This window comes from Nonomuraea sp. JJY05, assembly GCF_043496855.1.
In the GTDB taxonomy this organism is placed as follows: Bacteria; Actinomycetota; Actinomycetes; order Streptosporangiales; family Streptosporangiaceae; genus Nonomuraea.
Window position 1 is genome coordinate 252,561 of record NZ_JBIEIS010000006.1, and the last position, 26,581, is coordinate 279,141.

The 26,581-nt window shown below is 72.0% G+C and carries 24 protein-coding genes and 1 pseudogene; 17 read left to right on the forward strand and 8 right to left on the reverse strand.

Annotated features, from left to right (window positions below; all coding sequences use genetic code 11):
* Positions 1-167 precede the first annotated feature (167 nt).
* Positions 168-1,526, forward strand: a complete 1,359-nt coding sequence (locus ACFKCF_RS10775) for a S8 family peptidase (protein WP_394492837.1) — start codon at positions 168-170, stop codon at positions 1,524-1,526.
* Between the two features lie 9 nt (positions 1,527-1,535).
* On the opposite strand, the gene ACFKCF_RS10780 is transcribed toward ACFKCF_RS10775, so the two are convergent.
* Together ACFKCF_RS10780 and ACFKCF_RS10785 are read right to left on the reverse strand one after the other, a co-directional pair.
* A complete protein-coding gene (locus ACFKCF_RS10780; RefSeq protein ID WP_394492838.1) occupies positions 1,536-2,261 on the reverse strand; it encodes an ABC transporter permease in 726 nt (241 codons plus the stop codon).
* Positions 2,261-3,001, reverse strand: a complete 741-nt coding sequence (locus ACFKCF_RS10785) for an ABC transporter ATP-binding protein (protein WP_394492839.1) — start codon at positions 2,999-3,001, stop codon at positions 2,261-2,263. Before ACFKCF_RS10785 ends, ACFKCF_RS10780 begins: the two co-directional genes overlap by 1 nt.
* Positions 3,002-3,068: 67 nt before the next feature.
* Here ACFKCF_RS10785 and ACFKCF_RS10790 point away from each other — a divergent pair, with 67 nt between their 5' ends.
* The gene (locus tag ACFKCF_RS10790; protein ID WP_394492840.1) at positions 3,069-3,740 is read left to right on the forward strand and encodes a TetR/AcrR family transcriptional regulator; all 672 of its coding nucleotides are present in this window, start codon (positions 3,069-3,071) and stop codon (positions 3,738-3,740) included.
* On the opposite strand, the gene ACFKCF_RS10795 is transcribed toward ACFKCF_RS10790, so the two are convergent.
* Positions 3,690-4,004: a DUF4190 domain-containing protein gene (locus tag ACFKCF_RS10795; RefSeq protein ID WP_394492841.1), complete on the reverse strand. Its 315-nt coding sequence runs from the start codon at positions 4,002-4,004 to the stop codon at positions 3,690-3,692. The two genes, ACFKCF_RS10790 and ACFKCF_RS10795, sit on opposite strands and share 51 nt — an antisense overlap.
* Positions 4,005-4,124: 120 nt before the next feature.
* Here ACFKCF_RS10795 and ACFKCF_RS10800 point away from each other — a divergent pair, with 120 nt between their 5' ends.
* Complete coding sequence (locus ACFKCF_RS10800) at positions 4,125-4,904, forward strand: ion transporter (protein WP_394492842.1); 780 nt, start codon at positions 4,125-4,127, stop codon at positions 4,902-4,904.
* 226 nt (positions 4,905-5,130) lie between these two features.
* Here the strand turns inward: ACFKCF_RS10800 and ACFKCF_RS10805 are convergent.
* A pseudogene (locus ACFKCF_RS10805) lies at positions 5,131-6,117 on the reverse strand (low temperature requirement protein A); the annotation flags it as partial.
* A 2-nt stretch (positions 6,118-6,119) separates the two neighbouring features.
* Positions 6,120-6,734, reverse strand: coding sequence for a 30S ribosomal protein S4 (gene rpsD, locus ACFKCF_RS10810; protein WP_394492975.1), 615 nt, complete (start codon positions 6,732-6,734; stop codon positions 6,120-6,122).
* A gap of 67 nt (positions 6,735-6,801) precedes the next feature.
* On the opposite strand from rpsD, the gene ACFKCF_RS10815 reads away from it, so the two are divergent.
* From ACFKCF_RS10815 to ACFKCF_RS10825, 3 genes are all read left to right on the forward strand, one after another.
* A complete protein-coding gene (locus tag ACFKCF_RS10815) occupies positions 6,802-7,503 on the forward strand; it encodes a DUF2470 domain-containing protein (protein WP_394492843.1) in 702 nt (233 codons plus the stop codon).
* Positions 7,504-7,574: 71 nt separating this feature from the next.
* Positions 7,575-8,111, forward strand: a complete 537-nt coding sequence (locus ACFKCF_RS10820; protein ID WP_394492844.1) for a hypothetical protein — start codon at positions 7,575-7,577, stop codon at positions 8,109-8,111.
* Positions 8,112-8,431: 320 nt separating this feature from the next.
* Positions 8,432-9,820, forward strand: coding sequence for an MFS transporter (locus tag ACFKCF_RS10825; RefSeq protein ID WP_394492845.1), 1,389 nt, complete (start codon positions 8,432-8,434; stop codon positions 9,818-9,820).
* A gap of 21 nt (positions 9,821-9,841) precedes the next feature.
* On the opposite strand, the gene ACFKCF_RS10830 is transcribed toward ACFKCF_RS10825, so the two are convergent.
* Entirely contained in the window at positions 9,842-10,492 is a 651-nt protein-coding gene (locus ACFKCF_RS10830) for a TetR/AcrR family transcriptional regulator (protein WP_394492846.1), read from the reverse strand.
* 77 nt (positions 10,493-10,569) lie between these two features.
* Here ACFKCF_RS10830 and ACFKCF_RS10835 point away from each other — a divergent pair, with 77 nt between their 5' ends.
* Entirely contained in the window at positions 10,570-12,144 is a 1,575-nt protein-coding gene (locus ACFKCF_RS10835; protein WP_394492976.1) for an ATP-binding cassette domain-containing protein, read from the forward strand.
* A gap of 2 nt (positions 12,145-12,146) precedes the next feature.
* Here ACFKCF_RS10835 and ACFKCF_RS10840 read toward each other — a convergent pair whose 3' ends face one another.
* Positions 12,147-13,352, reverse strand: a complete 1,206-nt coding sequence (locus tag ACFKCF_RS10840; RefSeq protein WP_394492847.1) for an ROK family protein — start codon at positions 13,350-13,352, stop codon at positions 12,147-12,149.
* Positions 13,353-13,503: 151 nt separating this feature from the next.
* Here ACFKCF_RS10840 and zwf point away from each other — a divergent pair, with 151 nt between their 5' ends.
* The 4 genes from zwf (at position 13,504) to eda (ending at position 18,722) form a co-directional block, all read left to right on the forward strand.
* Positions 13,504-14,970: a glucose-6-phosphate dehydrogenase gene (gene zwf, locus ACFKCF_RS10845; RefSeq protein ID WP_394492848.1), complete on the forward strand. Its 1,467-nt coding sequence runs from the start codon at positions 13,504-13,506 to the stop codon at positions 14,968-14,970.
* Between the two features lie 41 nt (positions 14,971-15,011).
* Positions 15,012-16,955: a phosphogluconate dehydratase gene (edd, locus tag ACFKCF_RS10850; RefSeq protein WP_394492849.1), complete on the forward strand. Its 1,944-nt coding sequence runs from the start codon at positions 15,012-15,014 to the stop codon at positions 16,953-16,955.
* Positions 16,956-17,067: 112 nt separating this feature from the next.
* The gene (glk, locus tag ACFKCF_RS10855; RefSeq protein WP_394492850.1) at positions 17,068-18,033 is read left to right on the forward strand and encodes a glucokinase; all 966 of its coding nucleotides are present in this window, start codon (positions 17,068-17,070) and stop codon (positions 18,031-18,033) included.
* Positions 18,034-18,107: 74 nt separating this feature from the next.
* Positions 18,108-18,722: a bifunctional 4-hydroxy-2-oxoglutarate aldolase/2-dehydro-3-deoxy-phosphogluconate aldolase gene (gene eda / locus ACFKCF_RS10860; protein WP_394492851.1), complete on the forward strand. Its 615-nt coding sequence runs from the start codon at positions 18,108-18,110 to the stop codon at positions 18,720-18,722.
* Between the two features lie 131 nt (positions 18,723-18,853).
* Here the strand turns inward: eda and ACFKCF_RS10865 are convergent, their stop codons facing one another.
* On the reverse strand, positions 18,854-19,762 hold the full coding sequence (locus ACFKCF_RS10865; RefSeq protein WP_394492852.1) for a LysR family transcriptional regulator: 909 nt from the start codon (positions 19,760-19,762) through the stop codon (positions 18,854-18,856).
* Between the two features lie 85 nt (positions 19,763-19,847).
* Here ACFKCF_RS10865 and ACFKCF_RS10870 point away from each other — a divergent pair, with 85 nt between their 5' ends.
* From ACFKCF_RS10870 to ACFKCF_RS10895, 6 genes are all read left to right on the forward strand, one after another.
* Complete coding sequence (locus ACFKCF_RS10870; RefSeq protein WP_394492853.1) at positions 19,848-20,708, forward strand: FAD binding domain-containing protein; 861 nt, start codon at positions 19,848-19,850, stop codon at positions 20,706-20,708.
* Position 20,709: 1 nt separating this feature from the next.
* Positions 20,710-21,171: a (2Fe-2S)-binding protein gene (locus ACFKCF_RS10875; protein WP_394492854.1), complete on the forward strand. Its 462-nt coding sequence runs from the start codon at positions 20,710-20,712 to the stop codon at positions 21,169-21,171.
* Positions 21,168-23,516 carry an aerobic carbon-monoxide dehydrogenase large subunit gene (locus tag ACFKCF_RS10880; protein WP_394492855.1) on the forward strand — a complete coding sequence of 783 codons (2,349 nt, stop codon included), beginning with the start codon at positions 21,168-21,170 and terminating at the stop codon, positions 23,514-23,516. The genes ACFKCF_RS10875 and ACFKCF_RS10880 overlap by 4 nt, the downstream gene beginning before the upstream one ends.
* Before the next feature lie 14 nt (positions 23,517-23,530).
* Entirely contained in the window at positions 23,531-24,244 is a 714-nt protein-coding gene (locus ACFKCF_RS10885; protein ID WP_394492856.1) for an XdhC family protein, read from the forward strand.
* Between the two features lie 85 nt (positions 24,245-24,329).
* Positions 24,330-25,121, forward strand: a complete 792-nt coding sequence (locus ACFKCF_RS10890) for an IclR family transcriptional regulator (RefSeq protein WP_394492857.1) — start codon at positions 24,330-24,332, stop codon at positions 25,119-25,121.
* Positions 25,122-25,332: 211 nt separating this feature from the next.
* Complete coding sequence (locus ACFKCF_RS10895) at positions 25,333-26,499, forward strand: cytochrome P450 (protein WP_394492858.1); 1,167 nt, start codon at positions 25,333-25,335, stop codon at positions 26,497-26,499.
* The last annotated feature ends 82 nt before the right edge of the window (positions 26,500-26,581 follow it).

A 26,581-nucleotide genomic window follows, 5' to 3' on the forward strand; every position in this document is an offset into this window, starting at 1 on the left:
GAAGAGACCGGGAACACGGAAGCCTGACGCCCCGGAAGAAATGCCATCCAGTTCGCACTAATTGAGGCATTTGCGCAGGTCAAACCCTTGAAAGGCGCTGGACGCGGGGGCAATGGATGGAGGAATCTTGGGGAGTTCGTTCCCTCCACGAGATTCGGTGGTGACACATGCGGGTCCTGATCCAGCTCCGCCCCTCCCCCGATCTGGTCGCGGCCGTCGCCGATCCGGATCAGAGCGCCACCACGGCCGACGTGGCCGACGGGCTGCCGGGGGTCGAGCTCGACACCGCGTACGTCCCCGTGGCGGTCGCGCGGCCCGTCCCGACCGCCGGCGGCGACCCTCTCTCGCTCAACCAGCCGCTCGACTTCTCGCTGGCCGCCGAGGACGCCTCCGTGCTGGTGCGCGGCACGATCTCGGACGACGAGCTGGCCGCCAGGGTCACCCTGCTGCCCGCGCTGCGGCCCGACGTGGTCGGCGTCTTCGCCGACCCGGTGATCGAGACCACGCGCACGTGCGGGGGCGACCCGCCGGTCGGCACCTGGCACGACGTGGAGCGGCTGCTCAACGTGCCGGGCCTGAGCGCCGAGGGCCTCGACGGCAGCGGGGTGGCGCTGGCCGTGCTCGACACCGGGATCAACGCGGCCCACACCGCCAGGCAGCTCGGCAGGGGCGTCACGCTGGACGCCGAGCGGTCGTGGAGCCCGCAGGGCGTGTCGGGCAAGGCGGGCGAGTTCGAGGTCGATCACGGGACGATGTGCGCGTTCGACACGCTCATCGCCGCGCCGCAGGCGTCGCTGATCGACATCCCGGTCCTGCTGTCCACCCGGCCCGGCGGCTCGGCGCTGGACGGGCTGCTGTCGGACGCGGTGTCGGCGTTCGCCCACCTGCGCAACGTGCTCGCCGCCCAGCCCGCCGAGTCCAGGGCGCTGGTGGTGAGCAACTCGTGGGGCTCGTTCTCCCCCGACTGGGACTTCCCCGTCGGGCATCCGGGCAACTACTCCGACAACGCCGCCCACCCGTTCAACCTGATGGTGGCCGAGCTCGACCGGGCGGGCGCGGACGTGCTGTTCGCGGCGGGCAACTGCGGCACCCACTGTCCCGACGGCCGGTGCGTCTACCCCAACCGGCCCATCGTCGGCGCCAACTCCCACCCGAAGGCGCTGTCCGTCGGCGGCGTCGACATCAACGGGGAGCGGGTGGGCTACTCCTCGCAGGGCCCCGGTCGGCTGACCGCCCGCAAGCCCGACTTCTGTGCCTACACCCACTTCTCCGGGTCGAAGGCGTTCGGCGACGACGAGCCCGACTCGGGCACCTCCGCGGCGACGCCGGTGGCCGCCGGGCTCGTCGCCGCCGTCCGCACCCTGTGGCCGTCGACCCGGCTGTCGCCCACCCAGCTGCGCGCGCTGCTGCGGCGCACCGCCGAGGACCGCAGCGAGGTGGGCTTCGACTACGACTACGGCTACGGGAACGTGGACCCGGCGGGGATCATCGCCGCGCTGCGGCGGCGCGCCAGGAACGCGGCCTGAGCGACGCCCTCAGGCGTTCTCCCGGTTGAAGACCCTGGTCCCGATCGTGAGGCTGACCGCGGCGAACACCACGGTCACGGCCACTCCCAGGCCCACGGTGCCCGTCAGGTAGCGCCCCTCGAACAGGTCGCGCAGCGCCTCCAGCGTGTACCTGAACGGGCTGAGGTGCGAGATGGCGTCGAGCCAGCCCGGCGCCATCGACATCGGCAGGAACGAGCCGGACAGCAGGACCAGCGGGATCACCGCCGTGGACATCACGGGCGCGAACAGGTGCTCGTTCATCGTCAGCGCGATGGCGTACGACAGCGCGGCCAGGCTGCTCCCGAGCACGATCACCAGCACGAACCCGGCCGCCAGCCCCAGCGCGGGAGCACGCAGGCCGAGGGCGAAGGCGACCGCGAGGAGCAGCAGCGTCTGGATCGTCATGGTGAGCGCGTTGTTGAGCACGCGCCCGAGCAGCAGCGCCAGCCGGCTGGCCGGGGTGACGCGCATGCGCTCCAGCACGCCGGAACGCTTCTCGAACACCACCCCGAACCCGGCCAGCCCCATGCTCATGAGCCCGAGCTGGACGATGAGGCCGGGAACGAGCGTCTCCCACGTGCCGAACGTGGTGAAGATGGGCCCGAACAGCACCAGGAAGAGCAGCGGCTGGATCGCGCCGAAGATCATGCCGACCTTCTGCTGGAGCGTGACACGCACGCCGTGGCGGAACAGCACCCAGGTGTCGCGCAGCATCAGACGCCCGCCTCCTCGCGCAGCGACCTGCCGGTGATGTCCAGGAACACCTCGTCGAGCGTGCGCCCGCCGGTCTTGAGCTCGGCGGGCGCGCCCTCGGCCACGATGCGGCCGTGGTCGATGATCACTATCCGGTCGCAGAGCGCGTCGGCCTCGTCCAGGTAGTGGGTGGTGAGGAAGACCGTCATGCCCTGCTCGGCGCGCAGCGAGCGGATGTGGTCCCACAGGTTGGCCCGGCTCTGCGGGTCGAGGCCCGTGGTGGGCTCGTCGAGGAAGAGCAGGACCGGGTCGTGCAGCAGGGCGAACGCGATGTCGAAGCGGCGGCGCTGCCCGCCGGACAGCGCCGCGGCGGGCTTCGACTCCAGGCCCGCGAGTTCGAGCCGCTCCAGTGCCTCCCGCGTCCTGGCCTCCGCCTTCTGCCTGCTCAGGCCATACAGCATGCCTTGGAGCACGAGCTCGCCCATCAGCGGCGAGGCCGGCGACGTCCCGCCGGTCTGGGAGACGTAGCCGATGCGCCTGCGCACCTCCTTCGCGTCGCCGAGCAGGTCGTGGCCGGCCACCGTGGCGGCGCCGGACGTGGGCCGCAGCAGCGTGGTCAGCATGCGCATGGTCGTGGTCTTGCCGGCGCCGTTCGGACCGAGGAACCCGACGATCTCGCCGGGCTCGACCGATAGGTCGACGCCTTTGACGGCCTCTACGCCGCCGTCGAAGGTCTTGCTCAGACCTGACGTTCTGATCATTTTCATCGCCTCCAAAATTAGGGTAATCACAATTTTGGTGTGACTGCAAACTTGGTACGATGGAGGCATGCAAGAGGGGCTGCGGGAGCGGAAGAAGCGCGAGACCAGGCAGCGCATCGCGGACGTCGCGATGGGGCTGTTCATGGCCAAGGGGTTCGACAACGTGACCGTGGCCGAGGTGGCGCGGGCCGCCGACGTGTCGGTCAACACGGTGTTCAACTACTTCGGCACCAAGGAGGACCTGTTCGCCGACCGGCAGGACGTGGCGATCGACCTGGCGCCGCAGGTGCTGCGCGAGCGCGAGCCCGGGGAGAGCGTGGTGGGGGCGTTCCGCCGCGACTTCTTCGACGCGCTCGACACGCGCCACTGGCGCTACGGGCTCAGCCAGGGGTCCGATGTGTTCGCCCGGATCGTCGGCGAAGCGCCCTCGCTGGTGGCCAAGCTGCGCGAGATGCACGAGAAGCGGGAGGACGCGCTGACGCGGGCGCTGGCCGACGAGCTCGAGGCCGACGCCGACGACCTCACGCCCCGCCTGATCGCCACCCACATCCTCAACACGACGAGGATCCTCACCCACTCTTCGGTGCGCAGGCAGCTGGCGGGCGAGCAGTGGGAGAGCATCGAGCCCGACCTCAGGGCTCAGGCCGACAAGGCGTTCGACCTGCTGGAGTCGGGCATCGGTGACCTGCTAGCCGGAACTGGAAAGGGCGCCGGTGATCAGCATGAGCCCGAACATTAGGACGACGAAGCCGAGGGCGATCATCATGAGGATCGAGCCGACGATGCCGCAGATGCGCCCGGCCTGCACCGTGCCGCGGTTTTCGTAGTAGTAGCCGCTCTCGTCGATCTCGCGCAGCGCCCGGTTGCCCATCGACCAGGCGAAGGGGCCGATGAACGTGCAGACCACCAGGCTCAGGATGCCCAGCACCAGGATGGTGGTGCCCTGGGGGTGGGTCTGGGGTGGCGGCCCGTAGTAGGAGGGACCGTAGTTCGGATAGGACATGGTCGCTCGGCGCCCTCACCATTCGTCGCTCAGGTGCGTTTTTATACCACAGACCCCGGCTTGATCATGTTGCGTCATCATGGTGGGGCACATGACCAAGCCCTTTAGGAGCCTGCCCCCGTGCGTGAACGCACCGCCGCCTTCCTCGCCCGCGCAAGCTTTCAGCGGTTCATCGTCGGCGTCATCCTGCTCAACGCGGCCACGCTGGGTCTCGAGACCTTCCCCGCGGTTGTCGCGCGCTTCGGCCACCTGCTCACCGTGGTCGACCACATCGCGCTGTACGTCTTCGCCGTCGAGCTGATCGCCAAGATCTACGTCGAGCGCTCCAGGTTCCTGCGCGACCCGTGGAACGTCTTCGACGCCGTGATCGTCACCATCGCCTTCCTGCCCGCCACGGGCGGCCTGTCCGTGCTGCGCTCGCTGCGCATCCTGCGCGCCCTGCGGCTGCTGTCGGTCGTGCCGAGCCTGCGCCGCGTCGTGTCGGCGCTGCTGCGTGCGATGCCGGGGATGAGCTCGATCGTGGTGCTGCTCGGCCTGGTGCTCTACGTGGCCGCCGTCATGGCCACCAAGCTCTACGGGAGCACCTCCCCCGAGCGCTTCGGCAGCCTGCAGACCTCGCTGTTCACCCTTTACCAGACGATGACCGGCGACGACTGGGGCAACATCGCCAGGGAGGTGATGACCCGGCATCCGTCGGCCTGGGTCTTCTTCACCATCTTCATCCTGATCTGCACGTTCGTGATCCTGAACCTCTTCATGGCCGTGGTCGTCAGCGCCATGGACGAGGAGAACGCCGAGGAGCGAGCCGCGCTGGAGGACACCAGCGAGCACACCCAGCGGATCCTCGACGAACTGGCCGAGCTGCGCAAGGAGGTCGCCGAGCTACGCCGGCCGGGCTGAGCCCTCCAGGACCGTGCCGCCGCCGTGCCGGTAGGCCACCCGCCACAGGGCGACGACCAGCAGCAACGCGACCACGGCCCAGCCCTCGATCAATCCGGACACCGCGCCCACCGCCAGCGGCGCGGCCACGGACGGCAGCGCCCATCCCCAGATCCACCGCCGCTCGGCGCCCCCCCGCCACGCCGAGCACGGCGGAGGCGGCGAAGTAGACGGCCAGACCGGCGCCCAGCACCCAGCCGACGCCGCCGTGCGGGTGCGCGGCCGGGTCCGCGGCGACCGCACCGAGCCCCGCCGCGGTCGCGGTGATGCCCGCGGTCATCGCGAAGTGCGCCGGCAGCGCCACATACGCGCGCAGCCCCCGCTCGGCCGCGCCCGGCACCGCGCTCACCCCGTACTGCAGGGTCAGCCACCACAGCGAGACGATCAGCCCGAACCCGGCCACCGCCGCCAGACCGAGCTGCAGGTCCCAGGAATGCCCGGAGGAGGCCATCACGACCTGCATGACGGCCTCGCCGAGCACGATGATCACGAACAGGCCGAGCCGCTCCCCGAGGTGCGCCGGGTCGAGCACGGCGGCCTTGACCGCCGCCGCCGGGCGCAGCACCGCCCCGTTGCCCCTGCGCCGGTCGCGATCCTCCAGCCGCTGCGCCTGCCGCTGGGCCTGCCGCTGCAGCTCGTTGATCAGGCGCTCCGGCCTGCGGCTCTGGAGCACGGAGAAGATCAGGTCGAGTCCGGCGCCCAGCCCCCACAGAAGGTAGCGCCCCGGGCCGTGGACGCCGATGGAGGCGAACCACGGGATCAGACCCGCGCCGAGCTGGGCCGCCGGCCACGCCGTCAGGATCGTGCCGGAGCGCTGCAGGGTCTGCGAGGCGCCGACCCTGCAGGTGATGTAGGCGGCGATGAACCAGCCGTCATGCGTGTCGCCGGTCGCCTCCAGCACGTGCGCCACGTCGGGCGCGGCCGCGGCCATCACGGCGATGCCGAACATGCCGATCAGCATGCCGCGGGTGCGGGTGCGTTCGGCCTCGGCGTTCGAATAGAGCGTCAGCGTCGTCCACACGCTCCACACCGCGTAGTAGAGCACCGCGAACAACGCGACGTTCTCCCACGTCGGGTGCTCCAGACGGTGGGCCAGCTGCGCCACCGCCACGACGACCACCAGGTCGAAGAACAGCTCTAACCAACTCGCGTGACGCTCTACCGGTTCACTCACGGCTAACGAGAATAGAACTCCACGACGAGTTGCTCCTCCACGGGTACCACGATCTGCCCGCGTTCGGGGCGGTTCACCAGCGTGAACGTCAGGTTGGCGTGGTCCACGGAAAGATAGGGCGCGATGCGCTCGTCGGCGTAGACCCCTTCGGCGGCGGCCACGAACGGCTGCATCTTGCGGGAGCGCGGCCGCACCGTGACCACCTGGCCGGGCTTGACCAGGTAGCTGGGGATGTCCACCTTGCGGCCGTCCACGGCGATGTGGCCGTGGTTGATGTACTGGCGCGCCGCGTAGATGGACGGCGCCAGCCCGGCGCGCAGCACGAGCGAGGCCAGGCGGCTCTCCAGCAGTGTGACCAGCTCGGCGCCGGAGGCTCCCGACTTGCGGACGGCGAGGTCCCAGTAGCGGCGCAGCTGCCGCTCCGACACGTCGTAGTACCAGCGCAGCTTCTGCTTCTCCATCAGCCGCAGCCCGTAGTCACCGGTGGTGCGGCGGTTGGTCTTGCGGCCGTGCTCGCCCGGCGGATAGGGGCGCTGCTCGAAGTAGCGGACGGCTTTCCTGGTCAGCGGGACGCCCGCGCGACGCGACAGTCGCACCTTGGGACCGGTGTAGCGCACGTTCACCTCAATGTGATTAGGTAATCCTTACTTAGGGAAGCCTAACCTATCATTGAACGGAGGGCCCATGCTGCCGATCCCCGAGCGGGTCCGCACCCTCGCCGCGACCGCGAGCGTCGCCAAGCTGTCCGTCGACGGAGCCCCCTCGCCGGCCCGGGGAGGCGTGGACGAGCGCGGCCGGCCCGTGCTCCTGGCGCTGCCCGGTGAGCCCCTGCACCCCCTGCGCGAGGACGCCGTCGTCGCGGTGAACCTGACGGCGATGCGGCAACTGGGCGACGCCACCCATCCCCGCGGGCTGCTGGAGGTGCAGGGGTGGGCGGAGGCCGTACCGGAGAGCGAGGCGCGTGGCGCGGCGGTCGCGGTGGCCGCCCACAGCGCCGACGAGAGCCTGTTCGACGCGCTGGAACGGTTCGGGGAGCGCTCCGCGCCCCGGCTGCTGCGGCTGGACGTGGGGCAGGTCGTGTACCTGACCGGGCAGGAGTCGGGGCTGCTGGACGCCGACGACTACCTGGGCGCGACGCCGGACCCGCTGGCGGAGACGGCCGAGCGGGTGCTCGCGCACGTCAACGCCTCGCACCGGGCGCAGCTCACCGCCGGGGTGTCCCGGCAGCTCGGCGAGGAGGCCGGCGAGGTGTGGCTTTGGGAGCTGGACCGGTTCGGGGCGACCGTACGGGTGGACGAGTCGCTGATCCGCTTCCCGTGGCCGACCCCGGCCCGCTCCGACCTGTGCCTGGAGACGGCGCTGCGCGGGCTGCTCTGCTCCTGTTGATGATCACAATTGGCTCTGCGTTTTGTCCGGATCGGTCCTGGCATCGGCGGCACCTCTCTAGCATTTGAGGCGTGACTGGCACGGAGCGATCATCGGAACCCCACCAGCTCGCCGACGAGAGCGGGCGGCGGGGGCGGATACTGATGATCGTCGGCGCGCTGATCGGCACGCTCATGCTGGCCTCGGCGGGGATCCTGGTGGGCGGGGCGTCCACCGGCACGCGGCTGGACGCGGTCGACTGGCACCGCACCGGCCCCGGCGCCCGCGACGGCTCCATCCCGGTCGCCACCGAATCCCGCCTCCGCACCGCGCCCACCGCCCTCGGCCCCACCGCTCCTCTGACGCGCACCCCCTCTGCGCGCCCGACGCGCTCCACCTCCGTCGCGCGCCGCCCCACCCCGAAGCAGGCGCACCCGACCCCACGGCGAACGAACACCAGACGGCCGACCCCCGCCTCCGTTTCCCGCACGCCCACGCCTGCGCCGGCCACGGTCACCCCGGCGGTGCGGCCGACCCGCCCGTCCGTCGCGCCACCCCCCACCGCCGCCACGACGCCTGGCCGCACGCACGTTCCGCCCGGCCAGACGCGCCACCCTCGAAAGCACTGACCCCCTCCTTTACGGCTGCGCACGGCGGACCGCGCCGATCTCCAAGCCGTCTCTTATGACTGCGCACGGTGGATCGCGCTCTTCAAGCCTGTCTTTACGGCTGCGCACGGTGGGCCGCACGCGCCGACGCCCGTTGCCGTCTGTCATGGCCGGTCGTGAAGGCTCACGGGCTGCTCGCCGTGACGGCGCGCACTCTTGCCCGGCTCCGTGGTGACCCCTTGCCCCGATTGCGGCGAACAATCTTGGCCGGATTGTGGAATGAAGCATTCCGTTCTGCTATTCTGGAACAGAACAAGCCGTTCCGATTCAGGAGGCCCTGGATGACCGTCCTCGACACCCGCCCCGCGCAGACGCCCGCCGCACCCGCGCCCTACAAGTGGCGCTGGCCCGCGCTCGCGGTGGTCCTCGCCGGTTCGGTGATGGAGCTGCTCGACGCGACCGTCACCAACGTCGCGGGCCCGACGATGCGGGCCGACCTCGGCGGTGGCACCTCCCTGATCCAGTGGCTCGGCGCGGCCTACACCCTCGCCATGACCGCAGGCCTGCTGACCGGCGGGCGGCTCGGGGACATCGTGGGGCGCAAGCGCATGTTCCTCATCGGCGTCATCGGGTTCACCGTCGGGTCGCTGCTGTGCGCCCTGGCCGCCTCCCCCGAGACGATCATCGCGGCCCGGGTCGTGCAGGGGCTGTTCGGGGCGGCGATGATCCCCCAGGGCATGGGGCTGATGAAGGAGATGTTCCCGCCCAAGGAGCTGGCGGTCGCGATGGGGATGTTCGGTCCGGTCATGGGGCTGTCCGCGGTGGGCGGGCCCATCCTGGCGGGCGCGCTGACCGGCGTCGACTGGCGGCTGATCTTCCTGATCAACCTGCCGATCGGCACCGCCGCCGCGCTGGCCGCCCTGCGCTTCCTGCCCGCCTCCCGCCCGGTCAAGGGCGTGCGGCTGGATCTGCCGGGCGCCGTGCTGGCCTCCGCGGGCACCGTTCTCATGGTCTTCCCGCTGGTCCAGGGGCGCGAGAGCGGCTGGCCGGCGTGGGCGTTCGCGATGATGGCGGCCTCCGCGGCGGTGTTCGCGGTCTTCGCGGCCTACGAGAAGCGCAGGGCCCGGCGCGGCGGCGACCCGCTGGTGGCGCCCAGCCTGTTCGGCAAGCGGGCCTTCGTCTCCGGCATGGCGACCGGCACGATCTACTTCGCCGCCTTCACCGGGTTCTTCCTCGTGATCGGCCTCTACACCCAGCTCGGCCTGGGCTACTCCCCGCTCAAGGCGGCGCTGACCAGCGTGCCCTCGTCGCTGGGCATGATCGCGGGCATGGGCGTCGCGCAGGCCGCCCGCAGGCACGGCCGCAAGGTGCTGCTGGCCGGCGCGATCGTCATGGGGCTCGGCGTGATCGGTGTGATCGCCGTCGTCTCCCCCGGGGTCTCGCCCTGGCAGCTCGCCCCGGCGCTGGTGGTGGCCGGGCTGGGCAGCGGGCTGATCATGAGCCCGTACTTCAGCATCGTGATGGCCGCCGTCGAGCCGCAGGAGACCGGCTCCGCCTCCGGCGCGCTGACCGCGCTCCAGCAGGTGGGCGGGGCGCTGGGCCTGGCCGTGCTGGGCACCCTCTACTTCGGCACCGGGAGCGTCACGATCACGCTGTGGGTGGCCGCCGGGATGATCGCCACGACGTTCGTGGTCGGCCTGATGCTGCCGAAGCAGGCCCGCGAGGACTGACGATCCGCGAAGAAGGCCGGCTCACCCGAGCCGGCCTTCTTCGCGTCCGCGCGCCTGCTCCATGCCGTCCAGCAGGTAGCCGAGGCCCTCGTCGAACGTGGCGTCCCACGCGTGGTCGAGGCCGTGCTCGGCGAGAGCCGGGTAGCGGTCGGCGCGCTCCTTGAGGAACTCGCCGGTGTCGTCCCGGTCGCGGTCCTGCCAGGTCACCTGCATGACGACCGAGCCCATGACGTAGTTGGACAGGCTGTAGGCGGCGGGCTTGGGTGCGGCGAAGCCGGCGGCGGCCAGGGTCGCGTAGAGGAACTCGGTGCGCTCCAGCGCGTTCGGGCCCATGAGGGGGCGATCGAGGATGGTGGCCGACCACGGGTGCCGCAGCAGGGCCGCGCGCCAGCCGCCGATGAGCTCGCGTACGGCGCCCTCCCACCCGGAGCCGCCCGCCGGCAGGGACACCTCCCCGAAGACCGCGTCCAGGGCCAGGTCGAGGACGTCGTCCTTGGTCTTGACGTGCCAGTAGAGGGTGGTCGAGCCGGTGTCGAGCCGCTCGGCCAGGCGGCGCATGGTCAGCCGGCCCACGCCTTCCTCGTCGAGCAGGGCGAGCGCCTCGGCCACGATCCGATCGAGCGTCAGCGTCTGCCTCGGCGCCTTCTGGGGGCGCGACCACACGGTTTCCATCCCGGGATAATACGTTGTTCGGGAGACCGGATCGATGGTCTAGTTAATTGAACAACGATCGAGCGGAGGTGGCCGTCATGGGGCACATCGAGGTGAGCGGGCTGACGTACCTGCTGCCGGACGGGCGGCCGCTGCTGCTGGAGACGTCCTTCAAAGTGGGCGCCGGCGCCAAGGCGGCGCTCGTCGGGCCGAACGGCGCGGGCAAGACCACGCTGCTGCGGCTGATCGCGGGCGAGCTGGCCCCGTCGGACGGCCGCGTCGCGAGTGGCGGCGGGATCGGGGTGATGCGGCAGTTCCTCGGCGCGGGCACCGTGCGCGACCTGCTGATCGGTGTCGCCCCGAGGCGCGTCCGCGACGCCGCCGCCGCGCTGGAGGCGACCGAGGCGGCGATCTCCCGCAGCGACGACGAGCCCGCCCAGCTCGCCTACGCCCAGGCCATCGCCGACTACGGCGACGCGGGTGGCTACGAGCTGGAGGTGGTGTGGGACGTGTGCGCCACCGAGGCCCTGGGGCTGGCGTACGAACGGATCAAGGACAGGGAGCTGGGCACGCTGTCCGGCGGCGAGCAGAAGCGGCTCATGCTGGAGGCGCTGCTGCGCGGGCCGGACGAGGTGCTGCTGCTGGACGAGCCCGACAACTACCTGGACGTGCGGGCCAAGCAGTGGCTGGAGCGGGCGATCAGGGGCTCGGCCAAGACCGTGCTGCTCGTCTCGCACGACCGGCAGCTGCTGGCCGAGACCGCCGACCGGATCATCACCGTGGAGGGGCGCGGGGTGTGGGTGCACGGCGGCGGGTTCGCGACGTACGACGAGGCCCGCAGGCGGCGCAAGGAGCGCCTCGAAGAGCTGCGCCGGCGCTGGGAGGACGAGCGGGCCAGGCTGCGCCGGCTGGTCCACCTGCTGCGCCAGCGCTCGGCGAACAACGACGCGCTGGCGGGGGCCTACCAGTCGGCGGTCACGCGGCTGGAGCGGTTCGAGCGGGCGGGGCCGCCGCAGCGCGCGCCGAAGGAGCAGAACGTCCGGATGCGGCTGCGCGGCGGGCGCACCGGGAAGCGGGTGGTGACCTGCGAGAACCTCGAGCTCACCGGCCTGCTGCGGCCGTTCTCCACCGAGGTCCGGTACGGCGAGCGGGTCGGCGTGCTGGGCCTGAACGGCACCGGCAAGTCCCATTTCCTGCGCCTGCTGGCCGGCGAGCCGATCGCGCACACCGGCGTGGCCCGCCTGGGCGCCAGGGTGTCGGCCGGGCATTTCACGCAGACCCACGCACGGCCCGACCTGATCGGGCGGGCCGCCGCCGACGTGGTGATGCGGGAGTACGCGCTGACCCGCAACGAGGCGATGGCGGCACTGGCCCGCTACGAGCTGGCGCCGGCGGGCGGGCAGCCGTTCGAGACGCTGTCGGGCGGGCAGCAGGCCCGGCTGCAGATCCTGCTGCTGGAGCTGTCGGGGGCCACGCTGCTGCTGCTCGACGAGCCGACGGACAACCTCGACCTGGCCGGCGCGGAGGCGCTCCAGCAGGGGCTCGCGGGGTTCGAGGGGACGGTGCTGGCGGTCACGCACGACCGCTGGTTCGCCGCCGACCTCGACCGCCATCTGGTCTTCGGCGCGGACGAGCTCGTACGGGAGAGCGACGTCCCCCGCTGGGACCTCTGACGCTACTGGGCGGCGACGCGCTCGCGGCGCAGGGACGTGATCGTCATCGTCTCGTCCACGGCATCCGGCGAGAGCACGTGGTCGAGCACCATCACCGCGCACCCGCTGATGCCCGCGCCCGCCCCCAGCCGGCTCGGCTCGATGCGCAGCCGCCGGGTGGCCAGGGCCGTGGAGCGGCGGTAGACGACCTCGCGGATGCTCGACACCAGCGGCCCGAACGCCTCGGCCACGTCGCCGCCCAGCACCACCACCGACGGGTTGAGGATGTTGACCGCCCCGGCCAGCACCTCGCCGATCCGGCGTCCGGCCTCGCGCACCGTGGCCATCGTCTCGGCGTCGCCCGCGCGCACCAGCGCGGTCACGTCCGCGATCGTCTTGACGTCCTTGCCCTGCGCCCGCAGGTCGCGCAGCAGCGCGGTGCCGCTGGCCACGGAGTCGACGCAGCCGGTGTTGCCGCAGCGGCACAGCACGTCGCCGCCGTCGAGCACGGGGATGTGGCCGATCTCGCCCGCCGCGCCCAGCGCGCCGCGCAGGATGCCGCCCCCGGCGATCACGCCCGCGCCGATCCGCGTCGAGATCTTCACGAACATCAGGTCGTCCAGGTCGGGGTAGGCGCCGCGGTGCTCGCCGATGGCCAGCACGTTGACGTCGTTGTCCACGAGCACGGGGACGGGGAAGCGCTCGCGGATGATCGGCGGGATCACCACGCCGGTCCACGAGGCCATCACGCGGGCGCTCTCGGCGCGCCCCTGCGCGAACTCGACCGTGGCCGGCACGCCCATACCGACGCCCCTGAGCATCGAGCGGGGCCGGTCGCCGAGCAGCTCGTCCCAGGAGTCCATGATCACCGGGAGCACGACGTCGGGCCCCTGCTCCACGTCCATCGCGAACTCGCGCCCGGCCAGCTCCTGCCCGGCCAGGTCGCAGACGGCCACCCGGGTGCGGCTGGCGCCGAGCGCCGCCACCAGCACCACGCCGCCCGCGGCGTTGAACTCCAGCCGGACCGGCGGCCGCCCGCCCGTGGACGGGGCGTCGTCGCGCTCCACGACCAGGCCGCGTTCCAGCAGCTCACCCACGCGCAGTTGCACCGCGGGGCGCGACAGGCCGGTCACCCGGCCCAAATCGGCGCGCGTCACGGCCTCTCCGGTGCGGATGAGGCGGAGCACCTCGCCACTCGTGGCAAGGGTCGCGGCGGTACGTCGAGGCATCGGCTAAGTGAATCACATGGGGTTAGGTCATGAAAAGTCCAGACTTTTTTATCTCAAATACAAAAACTCCGCTTGTGTGGGACCCAAACTCTCGTTAGTGTCCGTTCTGTCCCTGCTTGGTAGATCATCGGAGCCCGTAACCGTGTCCCCCGTGTCGACAACCAGCCCCGCCCACACCGCCGACCTCGTCGTCTTCGGCGGGACCGGCGACCTGTCCATGCGCAAGTTGCTCCCGGCGCTCTACCACAGCGACAGGGACGGCCGGCTCTCCCCGGAGACCCGCGTCATCGCCATGTCCAGGGGTGGCCTGACCGACGCCGACTTCCGCGGCAAGGTGGACGCCGAGGTACGCGACCGGGTCCCGATCGACGACCCCGCCATGTGGCAGCGCTTCCTCGGCCGCCTGCACCACGTGTCGGTCGACGTCGGCGGGGCCGACAAGTCCGGCTGGGGGGCGCTGACCCGGCTGCTGGCCGGGCACGAGCAGCGCGACCGGGTCTTCTACCTGGCCAGCCCGCCCCGGACGTTCGGCCCCTTCTGCCGCGAGCTGGAGGAGGCCGGGCTGGTGACGCCGCACTCGCGCGTGGTGCTGGAGAAGCCGCTGGGCCACGACCTGCCGAGCGCGCAGCGGATCAACGACGAGGTCGGCGCGATCTTCGACGAGCGCCAGATCTTCCGCATCGACCACTACCTGGGCAAGGAGACCGTCCAGAACCTGCTGGTCCTGCGCTTCGCCAACGCCTTCCTCGAGCCGATCTGGAACTCCCTGTGGATCGACCACGTCCAGATCACCGCCGCCGAGACCGTCGGCACGCCGGGCCGGCGCGGCTACTACGACCACGCGGGCGCGCTGCGCGACATGGTGCAGAACCACCTGCTCCAGCTCCTGACGCTGACCGCGATGGAGCCGCCGGCCCGTAACGACCGCGAGGCCATCCGCGACGAGAAGGTCAAGGTCCTGCAGGCGCTGCGCCCGATCACGGGCACAGAGGTCGACCGCTTCACCGTGCGCGGCCAGTACACCGAGGCCGACGGGATGCCGGGCTACCTCGACGAGCCCGCCTCCACGCCGCCGACGGACGCCTCGCGGCGAGTGGAGACCTTCACCGCGATCCGGGCCGAGATCAAGAACTGGCGATGGGCGGGAGTGCCGTTCTACCTGCGGACCGGCAAGCGGATGCCGTACCGCAGGTCGGAGATCGTGGTGCAGTTCAAGGACGTGCCGCACTCCATCTTCCCCGGCGGCACGCCGAACCGCCTGGTGCTGCGCCTGCAGCCCGAAGAGGGCATCGAGCTGCACATCATGGCCAAGGAGCCGGGCGCGGGCGAGGTGACGCTGAAGCCGGTGCCGATGTCGCTGAGCTTCGGCGAGACGTTCACCGCGCGGGTGCCGGAGGCGTACGAGCGGCTGCTGACGGACGTGCTGGCCGGGAACCCGACGCTGTTCATGCGGCGTGACGAAGTGGAGGCGGCCTGGCGCTGGATCGACCCGATCCTGTCGACCTGGGAGTCGTCCGGGGACTTGCCCGAGCCCTACCCCGCCGGGACCACCGGCCCCGCCGGAGCCCACGAACTGCTCGGCCGCAGCGGTCGCGAGTGGCACGAGGAGGACGCGTGAACAATCGATTCCGGGTTCATGGACCCGACGAAGGAGGCACCGTGAACCCCGTCATCCAGGACGTCACCGACCGCATCGCCGAGCGGAGCGCCACCAGCCGGGCCGCGTACCTGGCGCGCATCCGGCGCGACGGCGAGGCCGCCCGGGCGAAGGGCCCGGCCCGCGCCCACCTCGGCTGCGCGAACCTGGCGCACGGCTTCGCGGCCGCGCCGGCCGACGACAAACTCGCGCTGCGCGGCGCGGCGAAGCCGGGCGTGGCGATCGTGACCAGCTACAACGACATGCTCTCGGCGCACCAGCCGTACGAGACGTACCCGCCGGAGCTGAAGGCCGCGGTGCGCAAGGCCGGCGGCGTGGCGCAGGTGGCGGGCGGCGTGCCCGCGATGTGCGACGGCATCACGCAGGGGCGGCCCGGCATGGAGCTGTCCCTCTACAGCCGCGACGTGATCGCGATGGCCACGGCGATCGCGCTGTCGCACGACATGTTCGACGCGACGCTGCTGCTGGGCGTGTGCGACAAGATCGTGCCCGGCCTGTTCATCGGGGCGCTGCACTTCGGGCACCTGCCGGCGATCTTCGTCCCGGCCGGGCCGATGGCCTCGGGCCTGCCGAACAAGGTCAAGGCGCGCACCCGCCAGCTCTTCGCCGAGGGCAAGGTGGGCCGCCAGGAGCTGCTCGACGCCGAGTCGAAGTCGTACCACTCCCCCGGCACCTGCACCTTCTACGGCACCGCCAACTCCAACCAGGCGCTGATGGAGGTCATGGGCCTGCACCTGCCCGGCTCGACCTTCGTCAACCCGCACACCGAGCTGCGCCACGCCCTCACCGAGGCGGCCGGGCGCCGCGCGGTGGAGATCACCGCGCACGGCTCGGAGTACACGCCGATCGGCGAGCTGGTCGACGAGAAGGCCATCGTGAACGCCTGCGTCGCCCTGCTGGCCACGGGCGGGTCCACGAACCACACCATCCACCTGGTCGCCATGGCCGCCGCCGCGGGCATCGTGCTGACCTGGGACGACTTCGCCCGCCTGTCGGGGGTCGTGCCGTCCCTCACCAAGATCTACCCGAACGGCCAGGCGGACGTGAACCACTTCCGCGACGCCGGCGGCATGCAGGTCCTCATCGGCGACCTGCTGGACGAGGGCCTGCTGCACGGGGACGTCCTGACCGTGGCCGGGCGCGGCCTCGACCGCTACCGAGAGGCTCCCGAGCTGGTGGACGGCGAGCCGGTGTGGGCGCCGGTCACCGGCGGCAGCTCCGACCTGGACGTGCTGCGCCCGGTCGCGGCGCCGTTCTCGCCGGACGGCGGCATCCACATGCTGTCGGGCAACCTGGGCCGAGCCGTCTCCAAGGTCTCGGCGGTCAAGCCGGAGCACCTGGTGATCGAGGCGCCGGCCAAGGTGTTCGACGACCAGCTGGAGCTGCTGCGGGCGTTCGAGGCGGGCGAGCTGGACGGGCAGGACTTCGTGGCGGTCATCCGCTACCAGGGGCCGAGCGCGAACGGCATGCCCGAGCTGCACAAGCTCACCCCGCCGCTGGCCGTGCTGCTCGACAGGGGGCAGCGGGTGGCGATCGTCACGGACGGCCGCATGTCGGGCGCGTCCGGCAAGGTGCCCGCGGCCATCCACCTGTCGCCCGAGGCCGCCGACGGCGGGCCGATCGCCCTGGTGCGCGACGGCGACCTCATCAGGCTGGACTCGGCGGCGGGGACGCTGGAGCTGCAGGTGCCCGCCGAGGAGCTGGCCCGGCGCGTGCCGGAGGGCCGCCCGCTGAGCGACGCGCAGTGGGTGGGGACCGGGCGTGAGCTGTTCGCGGCCTTCCGCCGGATGGCGGGGCACGCCGAGCAGGGCGCCGGGATCTTCGGCGTCAGCGGCGCCGAGTCGCCCGACCACGGCCCCGGCCTGGGCTTCCTCGCCGAGGCCGGCGCCTCCCACCTGGAGACGGGCGCCCCGGTCGGCGCCCAGCACGCCGGGCTGGCGAGGTGACGTCTCGGAGACCGATGGCTCACCGCCCCGTCTGGGGCGGCGTGAGCGTTCGTGGGATCCTTCGGTATATGGCGAGCGATCTTGACGCCGCCCTGGATGCCGGAGGTATGCGGTGAGTGCCTTTGACCTTCCGTGGCTGGTCGCCGACATCGGCGGGACCAACGCCCGGTTCGGCCTGGTCACCTCGTTGGGAGCGCGGCCGGCAAACGTCGCGGTCCTGGCCGGGGCCGACTACGAGACCCTCCCCGAAGCCGTAGCCGCCTATCTCGCGCAACACGCGGGCGGAGTGCGACCGGGGGCGGCGTGCCTGGCCGTGGCCGGGCCGATCGACGGCGACCGCTACCGGCTCACGAACTCCGCGTGGGCCGGGTCCGTACGGGATCTCGACGTGCCGTACGCGGTGCTGCTCAACGACTTCGAGGCGCTGGCGGTGTCGCTGCCGCACCTGGAGGGCGACGACCTGGTCTCGCTGGGCGGCCCCGAGCCGGGTCACGGGGTCAAGGCCGTGCTGGGGCCGGGGACCGGCCTCGGCGTGGGCGGGCTGGTGCCGGCCGAGCACGGCTGGACGCCGATCCCGGGCGAGGGCGGGCACGTCACGGTGCCCGTGGTGGACCGGCGCGAGCTGGAGATCGTCCAGGTCCTGCAGTCGCAGGGGTTGCCGCACGTGGTGGCCGAGCACGTGCTGTCCGGGCCTGGGCTGGTCCGGCTGCACCGGGCGCTCGCCCAGGTGAACGGCGTCGCCGCCCCCGACCTGACCGCCTCGGACATCGTGGCGCGGCTGGACGACTCGCTGTGCGCGGAGACGGTGGAGGTGTTCTGCGGGATGCTGGGCAGCTTCGCCGGGAACGTGGCCCTGACCCTCGGGGCGAGGGGCGGGGTGTATGTGGGCGGCGGAGTGCTCCCCCGTATCGTGGAACGCGTGCGCACCAGCAGCTTCCGGACGCGCTTCGCCGCAAATCCGGACATGGCCCACTACCTGGAGGCCATCGGCACCGCGCTGATCGTCGCCCCGCAGCCCGCCCTGACGGGCGCGGCGGCCTGGCTGGCGCAGCGCGCCCGCCGGGAACTGGTGGGGTGACCGTGCGGACTTGTCTGGGCGGACCTGTACGTGACTAGACGGCCGTCAACGGGCCGACGAGGAGAAGAAAACTCATGAGCCTGCTCGATCTCGCCCCGGTGATCCCCGTCGTGGTGATCGACGACGTGGAGAGCGCCGTGCCGATGGCCAGGGCGCTGGTCGCCGGCGGCCTGCCGGTCATCGAGGTGACCCTGCGGACCCCGGCCGCGCGCGAGGCCATCGCCAGGATCGCGGCCGAGGTGCCCGAGGCGACCGTGGGTGCGGGGACCATCCGCAGCTCGGAGGACATCTCGGCGTCGGTGGCCGCCGGGGCGAGGTTCCTGGTGTCGCCCGGCACGACCCTGTCGCTGGTCGAGGCGATGGATTCGAGCGGCGTCCCCTACCTGCCGGGGGCGGCGACCGTGTCCGAGGTGATGGCGCTGGTCGAGCGGGGGGTCAAGGAGCTGAAGTTCTTCCCCGCCGAGGCCGCGGGCGGCATCCCCTACCTCAAGGCGCTGGCCGGGCCGCTGCCGGACGTGCGGTTCTGCCCGACGGGCGGGATCCGGGTGAACACGGCGCCCGACTATCTCGCGCTGCCGAACGTCGGCTGTGTCGGCGGCACCTGGCTGACCCCGGCCGACGCGCTGGCCTCCGGCGACTGGGGCCGCGTCGAGAAGCTCGCCTCGGAGGCCGCGGCGCTCTCCAGCTGATGAACGCCGTTCCAGGTCCCGATCTCGCGCCGCCGGCGGGAAATCGGCGGCTGGAGGTGCGGGTCCGGGCCGGGCAGGACGTGCGCGACGGTCACCTGCCGGGCGAGCGGCTCTAACGAGTGCGGTAGGGCTCAGCTCCAGATCGACACGTGGATCGGGGGGCGGAAGCGGCTGCGGGGGATGCCGTCGGCCGGGGTGCGCATGATCTGGGTGGCGGCCGGGGCGGTGAGGAAGTCCAGGAAGGTGCCCGCGGCCACCGAACGGTTCGGCGGCTCCAGGGTCGTGGCGTACCAGTACGCGGCCAGCGGGGTGGCGGCGGTCTCGATGGCCACCAGCTCACCCCTGCGTAACTGGGAGGCCACCAGGTGGGCCGTGGCGGGCGCCACGCCCGAGCCCTCGGCGGCGGCCTTCCAGGCGGCCGTCTGGTTCGCGAAGACCCGTACCTGGGACTCCGGGACCCGCAGCAGCCGCAGCAGCCGGCTCGTGTCGCTCAGCGGGTCCGTCCCGGAGGGGCCGACCAGCCATTGGTCACGGCGGCCGCGGGGCGAGCCGACCACGATGAGGCGGCAGCGCAGGACCGGGCGGCTCACCAGGCCCTCGCCCGTCACCTGGGCCCCGAGGGCGACGTCGGCCAGGCGGCTGGACAGCAGGAGCGGGATCTCGGTCGTGGCCGCCACGCCGGTGGTGGCCTCCACCGACTTGCGCTGCGTGAAGAGGCAGACGAGCGGCCCGGCCACGTACTCGGCGAGCCCGGCGTCCATGACCACGTGCAGCCCGGCGACGCGGCCCGGCTGGACGGCGGCGACCGCCTCCGCTCCGAGCGCGACGATCTGGGCGGCGATCCCGAGCAGCCGCCGCCCGCCCTCGGTCAGCACCATCCGGTCGCCGGTACGGGTCAGCAGCGGGTCGCCGAGGTGCCTGCGGAGCTGGGCCAGCGACTGGGAGACCGCGGGCTCGCTCACGCCCAGCGCCCGTGCCGCCGCCTTGACAGATCCCAGACGCGCGACGAAAACGAACGCCCCGAGCTGGCTGAGTGTCATGCCCCCTTCATAGTTCTCCGGCGCTCATTAAGGAATCCCTTATTTGCGGATTGTCGGGACAAATCGGTGCCAGCAATGTGCAGTCATGCAGGTTCCCGCGAGATTCGAATACGAGAGAGCGGACAGCGTGCCGCACGCGCTCGAACTGCTGGCGCGCTACGGCCCCGAGGCCAGGATCGTCGCAGGTGGGCACAGCCTCATCCCCATGATGAAGCTGCGCCTGGCCCAGCCGGAGGCGTTGATCGACATCAACGGGCTGGCCGAGCTGGGGCGGATCGCCGTGGAGGGTGACGAGCTGGCCATTGGCGCGCTGGTACGCCACGCAGAGCTGCTGGACAGCACCACCGCCACCGACCTTTTCCCGATATTTCGGGATGCGGAGCGAGTTATTGCCGACCCGATAGTGAGAAATCGGGGGACCGTTGGCGGGTCGTTGTGCCAGGGCGACCCTTCCGAGGATTTGTCCGCCGTGTTCTCGGCGCTGCGGGCGCGGGCGGTCATCCAGGGCGCGGGCGGTCAGCGTACGGTGCCGATCAGGGACTTCCACCACGGCCCGTACGAGACCGCCGTCGCGCCGGGCGAGCTGCTGGTGCAGCTCCGCGTGCCGATCATGGCGGGCACGGGCAGCGCGTACGAGAAGGTCGAGCGGCGCGTGGGCGACTGGCCGGTCGCCGCGGCCGGAGCGGTCGTCACCGTGCGGGACGGCCTGATCGCGCGGGCGGGCATCGGGCTGACCGCGGTCGGCGCCGAGCACTTCTGCGCACCCGAGGCCGAGAGCTACCTCGAAGGCAGGCAGCCCGGCGGGGAGGCGTTCGCGGAGGCGGGCCGGATCGCCGCCGAGCACTGCGACCCCCACGCCGACCAGCGCGGCCCCGCCGACTACAAGCGCCACCTGGCCGCCGAGCTGACCCGGCGCGCGCTGGCCAGAGCCGCAGGGAGGATCTGACATGCGCATCACGGTCTCGGTGAACGGACAGCCGTACACCAGAGAGGTCGAGCCCAGGCTGCTCCTCGTGCACTTCCTGCGCGACGAGCTGGGCCTGACCGGCACCCACTGGGGCTGCGACACCTCCAACTGCGGTGTCTGCACGGTGCAGCTCGACGGCGTGCCGGTCAAGTCGTGCACGGTGCTGGCGGTGATGGCCGACGGCCACGAGGTCACCACCGTGGAGGGACTGGAACGGGACGGGGAGCTGGACGCGGTGCAGAAGGGGTTCGTGGAGTGCCACGGGCTGCAGTGCGGGTTCTGCACGCCCGGCATGCTGCTCACCGCCCGCGCGCTGCTCGACCGCGTGCCCGACCCCGACGAGGGCCAGATCCGCGAGGCGATCTCGGGGCAGCTGTGCCGCTGCACCGGCTACGAGAACATCGTCCGATCCATCCGGTGGGCCGCGGAGGCGAAGCAATGAGTTACGGACGCATGCACCGCAAGGAGGACGCCCGCTTCATCAGGGGCCGCGGCACCTACACCGACGACGTACGGCTGCCCGGCATGCTGTACGGCGCCGTGCTGCGCAGCCCGCACGCCCACGCCAGGATCGTCTCCATCGACACGAGCGCCGCCGAGGCCCATCCGAAGGTCAAGGCCGTCATCACCGGGCAGACCCTGGCCGGGCTCGGCCTCGCCTGGATGCCGACGCTCTCGCAGGACACCCAGGCGGTGCTGGCCACGGACAAGGTGCGTTTCCAGGGTCAGGAGGTCGCGTTCGTGGTGGCCGAGGACGCCTACTCGGCCCGCGACGCGCTGGAGCTGATCGACGTCGAGTACGACCCCCTCGACGCCGTCATCGACGCCAGGAAGGCCCTCGATCCGGACGCCCCGGTCATCCGGGACGATCTCGAAGGGCGTACCGGAAACCACATCTTCGACTGGGAGGCCGGCGACCGCGACCGCACCGACGCCCTCTTCGAGCAGGCGGAGGTGACGGTCGCCCAGGACCTGCTCTACCCGCGCGTGCACCCGGCGCCGCTGGAGACGTGCGGCGCGCTCGCGGACTTCGACAAGGTCACCGGCAAGCTGACCGTCTGGTGCCCCACGCAGGCCCCGCACGCCCACAGGACGCTGTACGCGATGGTGGCCGGGCTGCCCGAGCACAAGATCCGGGTGATCTCGCCGGACATCGGCGGCGGTTTCGGCGGAAAAGTCGGGATTTATCCTGGCTATGTGTGCGCGATCGTTGGCTCGATCGTCACCGGCAAGCCGGTCAAATGGATGGAGGACCGCTCCGAGAACCTCATGAGCACCGCCTTCGCCCGCGACTACCACATGCGCGGCGAAGTGGCGGCGACGCGCGACGGCCGGATCCAGGCGATCAGGGTCAAGGTGCTGGCCGACCACGGCGCGTTCAACGGCACGGCCCAGCCGACCAAGTTCCCGGCCGGCTTCTTCCACGTCTTTTCCGGCTCGTACGACATCGAGGCCGCGCACTGCGAGGTCACCGGCGTCTACACGAACAAGGCCCCCGGCGGCGTCGCCTACGCCTGCTCCTTCCGCGTCACCGAGGCCGTCTACCTGGTCGAGCGCATGATCGACGTCCTGGCCGCCGAGCTGGACCTCGACCCGGCCGAGCTGCGGCTGCGTAACCTGCTCAGACCCGAGCAGTTCCCCTACCACTCCCCCACCGGGTGGGAGTACGACTCCGGCGACTACCCCAGGGCGCTGCGCCTGGCCATGGACATGGCCGGCTACGACAAGCTCCGCGCCGAGCAGGCCGACAAGCGGGCCAGGGGCGAGCTGATGGGCATCGGCGTCAGCTTCTTCACCGAGGCCGTCGGGGCGGGCCCGCGCAAGCACATGGACATCCTCGGCCTGGGCATGGCCGACGGCGCCGAGCTGCGCGTGCACCCGACGGGCAAGGCCGTGCTGCGGGTCTCGTGCCAGTCGCAGGGCCAGGGGCACGAGACCACGTTCGCCCAGATCGTCGGGCAGGAGCTGGGCATCCCGGCCGACGACGTGGAGGTGGTGCACGGCGACACCGACCAGACGCCGTTCGGGCTGGGCACGTACGGCTCGCGCTCCACCCCCGTCTCCGGCGCGGCCACCGCCCTCGTGGCCAGGAAGGTGCGCGACCGCGCCAAGATCGTGGCGGCGGCCATGCTGGAGGCCGCGCCGGACGACCTGGAGTGGGCCGACGGCAGGTGGTCGGTGGTGGGCGACCCGTCCACCGGCAAGTCGATGGCCGAGATCGCGCTGGCCGCGCACTCCAACCTGGAGCTGCCGGAAGGCGTCGAAGGCCACCTGGACGCGGTCACCGTCTACAACCCGCCCAACCTCACGTACCCGTTCGGCGCCTACATCTGCGTCGTCGACGTCGATCCGGGGACGGGGCAGGTGAAGGTGCGCAGGTTCGTCGCGGTGGACGACTGCGGCGTGCGGATCAACCCCATGATCGTTGAGGGGCAGATCCACGGCGGGCTGGCCGACGGGGTGGGAATGGCGCTCATGCAGGTGATGGCGTTCGACGAGGACGGCAACCACCTGGGGGCGTCGTTCATGGACTACCTGCTGCCGACCTCGATGGAGTGCCCGTCGTGGGAGCTGGGCGAGACCGTGACGCCCTCGCCGACGCACCCGATCGGGGCCAAGGGCGTGGGCGAGTCGGCCACCGTCGGCTCTCCCCCGGCCGTGGTCAACGCCGTGGTGGACGCGCTCAAACCGTACGGTGTGCGCCACGCCGACATGCCGCTCACCCCGGCGAACGTCTGGCGCGTCGTCAACGGCGACCCGTTCCGCACTGACCTGGCCATCCCGTGAGTGAATTTCTCGGTATGCCGACGCCCCGGCCGCGGCCGGCCGCCGACCTGGACGCCCGGGTCGCGCGGCTGCGGTCGGGGCGGGAGCCGTACGTGCTGGCCACGGTCGTGCGGGCGCAGCGGCCGACCAGCGCGAAGGCGGGCGACCGCGCGCTGGTGCTGCCGGACGGGACGATCGAGGGCTTCGTCGGCGGGGTCTGCGCCACCGACACCGTCCGGGCCCAGGGCCTGCGGCTGCTCGAACTCCGGCGCGCGGCACGCACCACGCTGCTGCGGATCACGCCGGAGGCGGGCGAGCCGCACGAGGAGGAGGGCCTGGTCGCCGTGGGCCAGCCGTGCCTGTCCGGCGGCACGCTGGAGATCTTCCTGGAGGCCGTGCTGCCTCCCGTGCTGATCCACGTGTACGGCGACAGCCCCATCGCCCGGGCCTTCGCCGCGGTCGGCCAGGCGCTCGGGTACCAGATCGAGACCGGCCCGGGGCTCGCCGCCGACGCCGACGCCGTGCTGGTGGCCTCGCACGGGGTCGGCGAGGAGCCGGTCCTGCGTGACGCGCTGGCCAAGGGCGTCCCGTACATCGGGCTGATCGCCAGCCGCAAGCGCGGCACGGCGGTCCTGGCGCGCGTGGAGGGAGGAGAGCGCGTGCGGGTTCCGGCGGGTCTGGACATAGGTGCCAGAACGCCCGGTGAAGTGGCGGTTTCCGTGTACGCCGAGATCATCAGCCTGCGTTAACGGGCGGCAGCCGGGTACGCCAAGGAAAGGACAACCGCAGCCCCCGGGAAGCCCCTTTCGCTCTCCGGAGAGCGAAAGGACATCAATGCCGACGGAACTGATCCGCCAAGTGCAGAGGATGGCGGACGACCGCCCCGCGGCCCAGCCGGGCAGCCTGGAGCGGGGCATCGACATCCTGCTGGCGCTCAGCACCGTCTCCCACCCGGTCAGCCTCTCGCAGCTGTGCCGCAGCACGGGCCTGCCCAAGTCGACCGCCCACCGCATCCTGGGGGTGCTGTGCTCGCGCGAGCTGGCCCGGCGGGTGGGCAACGGCTACCTGCCGGGCGAGCTGCTGGAGACGATGGCCGGCATCACCCGGGCCCGCGTGCCCGGCACCCGCAAGGTCGTGCTGCCGTACCTGCTCTACCTGTACGAGACCACCAGGCAGACGGTCAACCTGGCCGTCCCCTCCGGCCTCGAGGCCCGCTACGTCGAGCGCCTCTACAGCCACAACCGCGTCGACTCCCGCTCCGACGGCATGGACCGCGCGCCGCTGCACTGCACGGCGACCGGCAAGGCGCTGCTGGCCTTCGACCCGAGGCTGCGCCAGGAGCTGCTGGCGCGCGGCTCGTTCGAGCGGATGACGCGCCGCACGATCACCACGCTGGCCGGCCTCGAACGCGAGCTGGCCCGGGTCCGCCGCCACGGCGTGGCGTACTCGCAGGAGGAGTTCACCGAGGGCGTGTCGTGCGTGGCCGCGCCGGTGTTCGGCCCGGGCGGGCGGATCTGCATGGCACTCGGCGTGGCCGCCCCCGCGGGCGCGGCGCCGCTCGCCAAGCTCGGCATCTCCGTACGCGGCGCCGCCCAGGCCATCTCGGCAGCCCTCCTCGGCGCGTAGGCGTTCCGGCCATCGGAACATCTCCGCGGCCTCCGCCCGGAAGTGTTCCGGTGGCCGAAACCCCCGATTGCGACGCGGCGCCACGGGAGATCACATCGGCATATGGACTTCCTTCCTGCTCCGGCCACCCAGGAGGCGCCCGCGGTCCGAAAGGTCAGAGCCCGCACGGCCACGGATCCGCGGGCGCCGGTCGGAACAGGAAAGGCCGCGCGTGCCTAGGGGACTCCCCCGGGCCACCGTGCTGGAGAGCCTGCGCCTGGCCGCCGTGATCGTCCCGCCGGGCGCGCCGCATCTGATGCCCGGGCGCGACCCGCTGCGCTCCCGCGCGCTGCTGGCCGAGCTCGAGGCCAGGTACGGCGGCCGCCCCGTCCTGGTGCGCGGCCTGCGCGGCCCCGCGCTGCTGATCATCTCCAAGCGGGACGCCCTGCGCGTGCTGTCGGAGGAGGGCGAATACGCGCAGGGCGTCGAACAGCGCCCCTTCGGCCTGCCGACGGACGTGCTGCGCCCGACGTTCATCGACATCGCCCGGGAGGAGGCCGGGGAGCTCACCTCCGGCGTGGTGGACCACGACCGGCTCAACGCCCGGTGGCAGCGGGTGGCCAGGCGCTGCGTCTACGGCGACGGCGCGGCCGACGACGTGGAGCTCACCCGCCTGCTGGCGGGTCTCACGCGGGCCGGCAGGTGGCGCGACAGGCGGCGCCAGGACCTGCTCTCGGGCCGGTACGACGCCCGCATCCTCGACCACCTGCGCCGCGCCGAACCCGGCAGCCTGGCCGGCCTGATCGCGGAGAGGCCGGGGGTGGGGCGCTCGCGCGGGCTCATGCAGGCGGCGTTCTGGCTGATGGGCCTCGGCGTGCTGTCGGCGGGGCTGATGCAGACGCTGGCGCTGCTGGCCGCCCACCCGGCCCAGCGCAAGTCGGCCCGCCGCGACGCCGACTACCTGCGGGCCTGCCTGCGCGAGGGGCTGCGCCTGTGGCCGCCGGTGCCGGCGCTGTCGCGGGTCACCGCCACCAGGACCGACTGGTACGGCACCACCGTGCCCGCCGGCACCACCGTGCTCGTGCCGATCGCCGCGCACCAGCGCAGCCCGCGCCTGCCGTACGCGAACACCTTCGCCCCCGAGATCTGGCTGGACGGCACCGCGGCGAACGAGTGGTGGGCGCAGTCGTTCAAGGGGCCGGGCTGCGACGGCGTGCACCTCACGCTCGCGGTCGGGACCGCCTTCCTGGCCGGCATCGTCCGCGCCGCCCGCCCCAAGCCGGTCGGGCGGCTGCTGTCCCCGCACCGCCCCCTCCCCCACAGCCTCAACCTCTCGCGCCTGCGGGTGACGATGCGCCCCTTGCGCATCCACGGCGCCCCCTCGCCTGCTCAGAACTAGTCGCCACCGGGCAGGCACTTCCTCCGTTAGAGTCTTGGGTACAAAATGACGTGCCGGGCGGAGGAACGGTTCGGGTTGAGAC

Excerpts from the sequence above, each read along its gene's own strand:
- ACFKCF_RS10775 (WP_394492837.1), top strand. The coding sequence starts at position 168 with ATGCGGGTCCTGATCCAGCTCCGCCCCTCCCCCGATCTGGTCGCGGCC.
- ACFKCF_RS10780 (WP_394492838.1), bottom strand. The coding sequence starts at position 2,261 with ATGCTGCGCGACACCTGGGTGCTGTTCCGCCACGGCGTGCGTGTCACG.
- ACFKCF_RS10785 (WP_394492839.1), bottom strand. The coding sequence starts at position 3,001 with ATGATCAGAACGTCAGGTCTGAGCAAGACCTTCGACGGCGGCGTAGAG.
- ACFKCF_RS10790 (WP_394492840.1), top strand. The coding sequence starts at position 3,069 with ATGCAAGAGGGGCTGCGGGAGCGGAAGAAGCGCGAGACCAGGCAGCGC.
- ACFKCF_RS10795 (WP_394492841.1), bottom strand. The coding sequence starts at position 4,004 with ATGTCCTATCCGAACTACGGTCCCTCCTACTACGGGCCGCCACCCCAG.
- ACFKCF_RS10815 (WP_394492843.1), top strand. The coding sequence starts at position 6,802 with ATGCTGCCGATCCCCGAGCGGGTCCGCACCCTCGCCGCGACCGCGAGC.
- ACFKCF_RS10825 (WP_394492845.1), top strand. The coding sequence starts at position 8,432 with ATGACCGTCCTCGACACCCGCCCCGCGCAGACGCCCGCCGCACCCGCG.
- ACFKCF_RS10830 (WP_394492846.1), bottom strand. The coding sequence starts at position 10,492 with ATGGAAACCGTGTGGTCGCGCCCCCAGAAGGCGCCGAGGCAGACGCTG.
- ACFKCF_RS10835 (WP_394492976.1), top strand. The coding sequence starts at position 10,570 with ATGGGGCACATCGAGGTGAGCGGGCTGACGTACCTGCTGCCGGACGGG.
- ACFKCF_RS10840 (WP_394492847.1), bottom strand. The coding sequence starts at position 13,352 with ATGCCTCGACGTACCGCCGCGACCCTTGCCACGAGTGGCGAGGTGCTC.
- eda (WP_394492851.1), top strand. The coding sequence starts at position 18,108 with ATGAGCCTGCTCGATCTCGCCCCGGTGATCCCCGTCGTGGTGATCGAC.
- ACFKCF_RS10865 (WP_394492852.1), bottom strand. The coding sequence starts at position 19,762 with ATGACACTCAGCCAGCTCGGGGCGTTCGTTTTCGTCGCGCGTCTGGGA.
- ACFKCF_RS10870 (WP_394492853.1), top strand. The coding sequence starts at position 19,848 with ATGCAGGTTCCCGCGAGATTCGAATACGAGAGAGCGGACAGCGTGCCG.
- ACFKCF_RS10875 (WP_394492854.1), top strand. The coding sequence starts at position 20,710 with ATGCGCATCACGGTCTCGGTGAACGGACAGCCGTACACCAGAGAGGTC.
- ACFKCF_RS10880 (WP_394492855.1), top strand. The coding sequence starts at position 21,168 with ATGAGTTACGGACGCATGCACCGCAAGGAGGACGCCCGCTTCATCAGG.
- ACFKCF_RS10885 (WP_394492856.1), top strand. The coding sequence starts at position 23,531 with ATGCCGACGCCCCGGCCGCGGCCGGCCGCCGACCTGGACGCCCGGGTC.
- ACFKCF_RS10890 (WP_394492857.1), top strand. The coding sequence starts at position 24,330 with ATGCCGACGGAACTGATCCGCCAAGTGCAGAGGATGGCGGACGACCGC.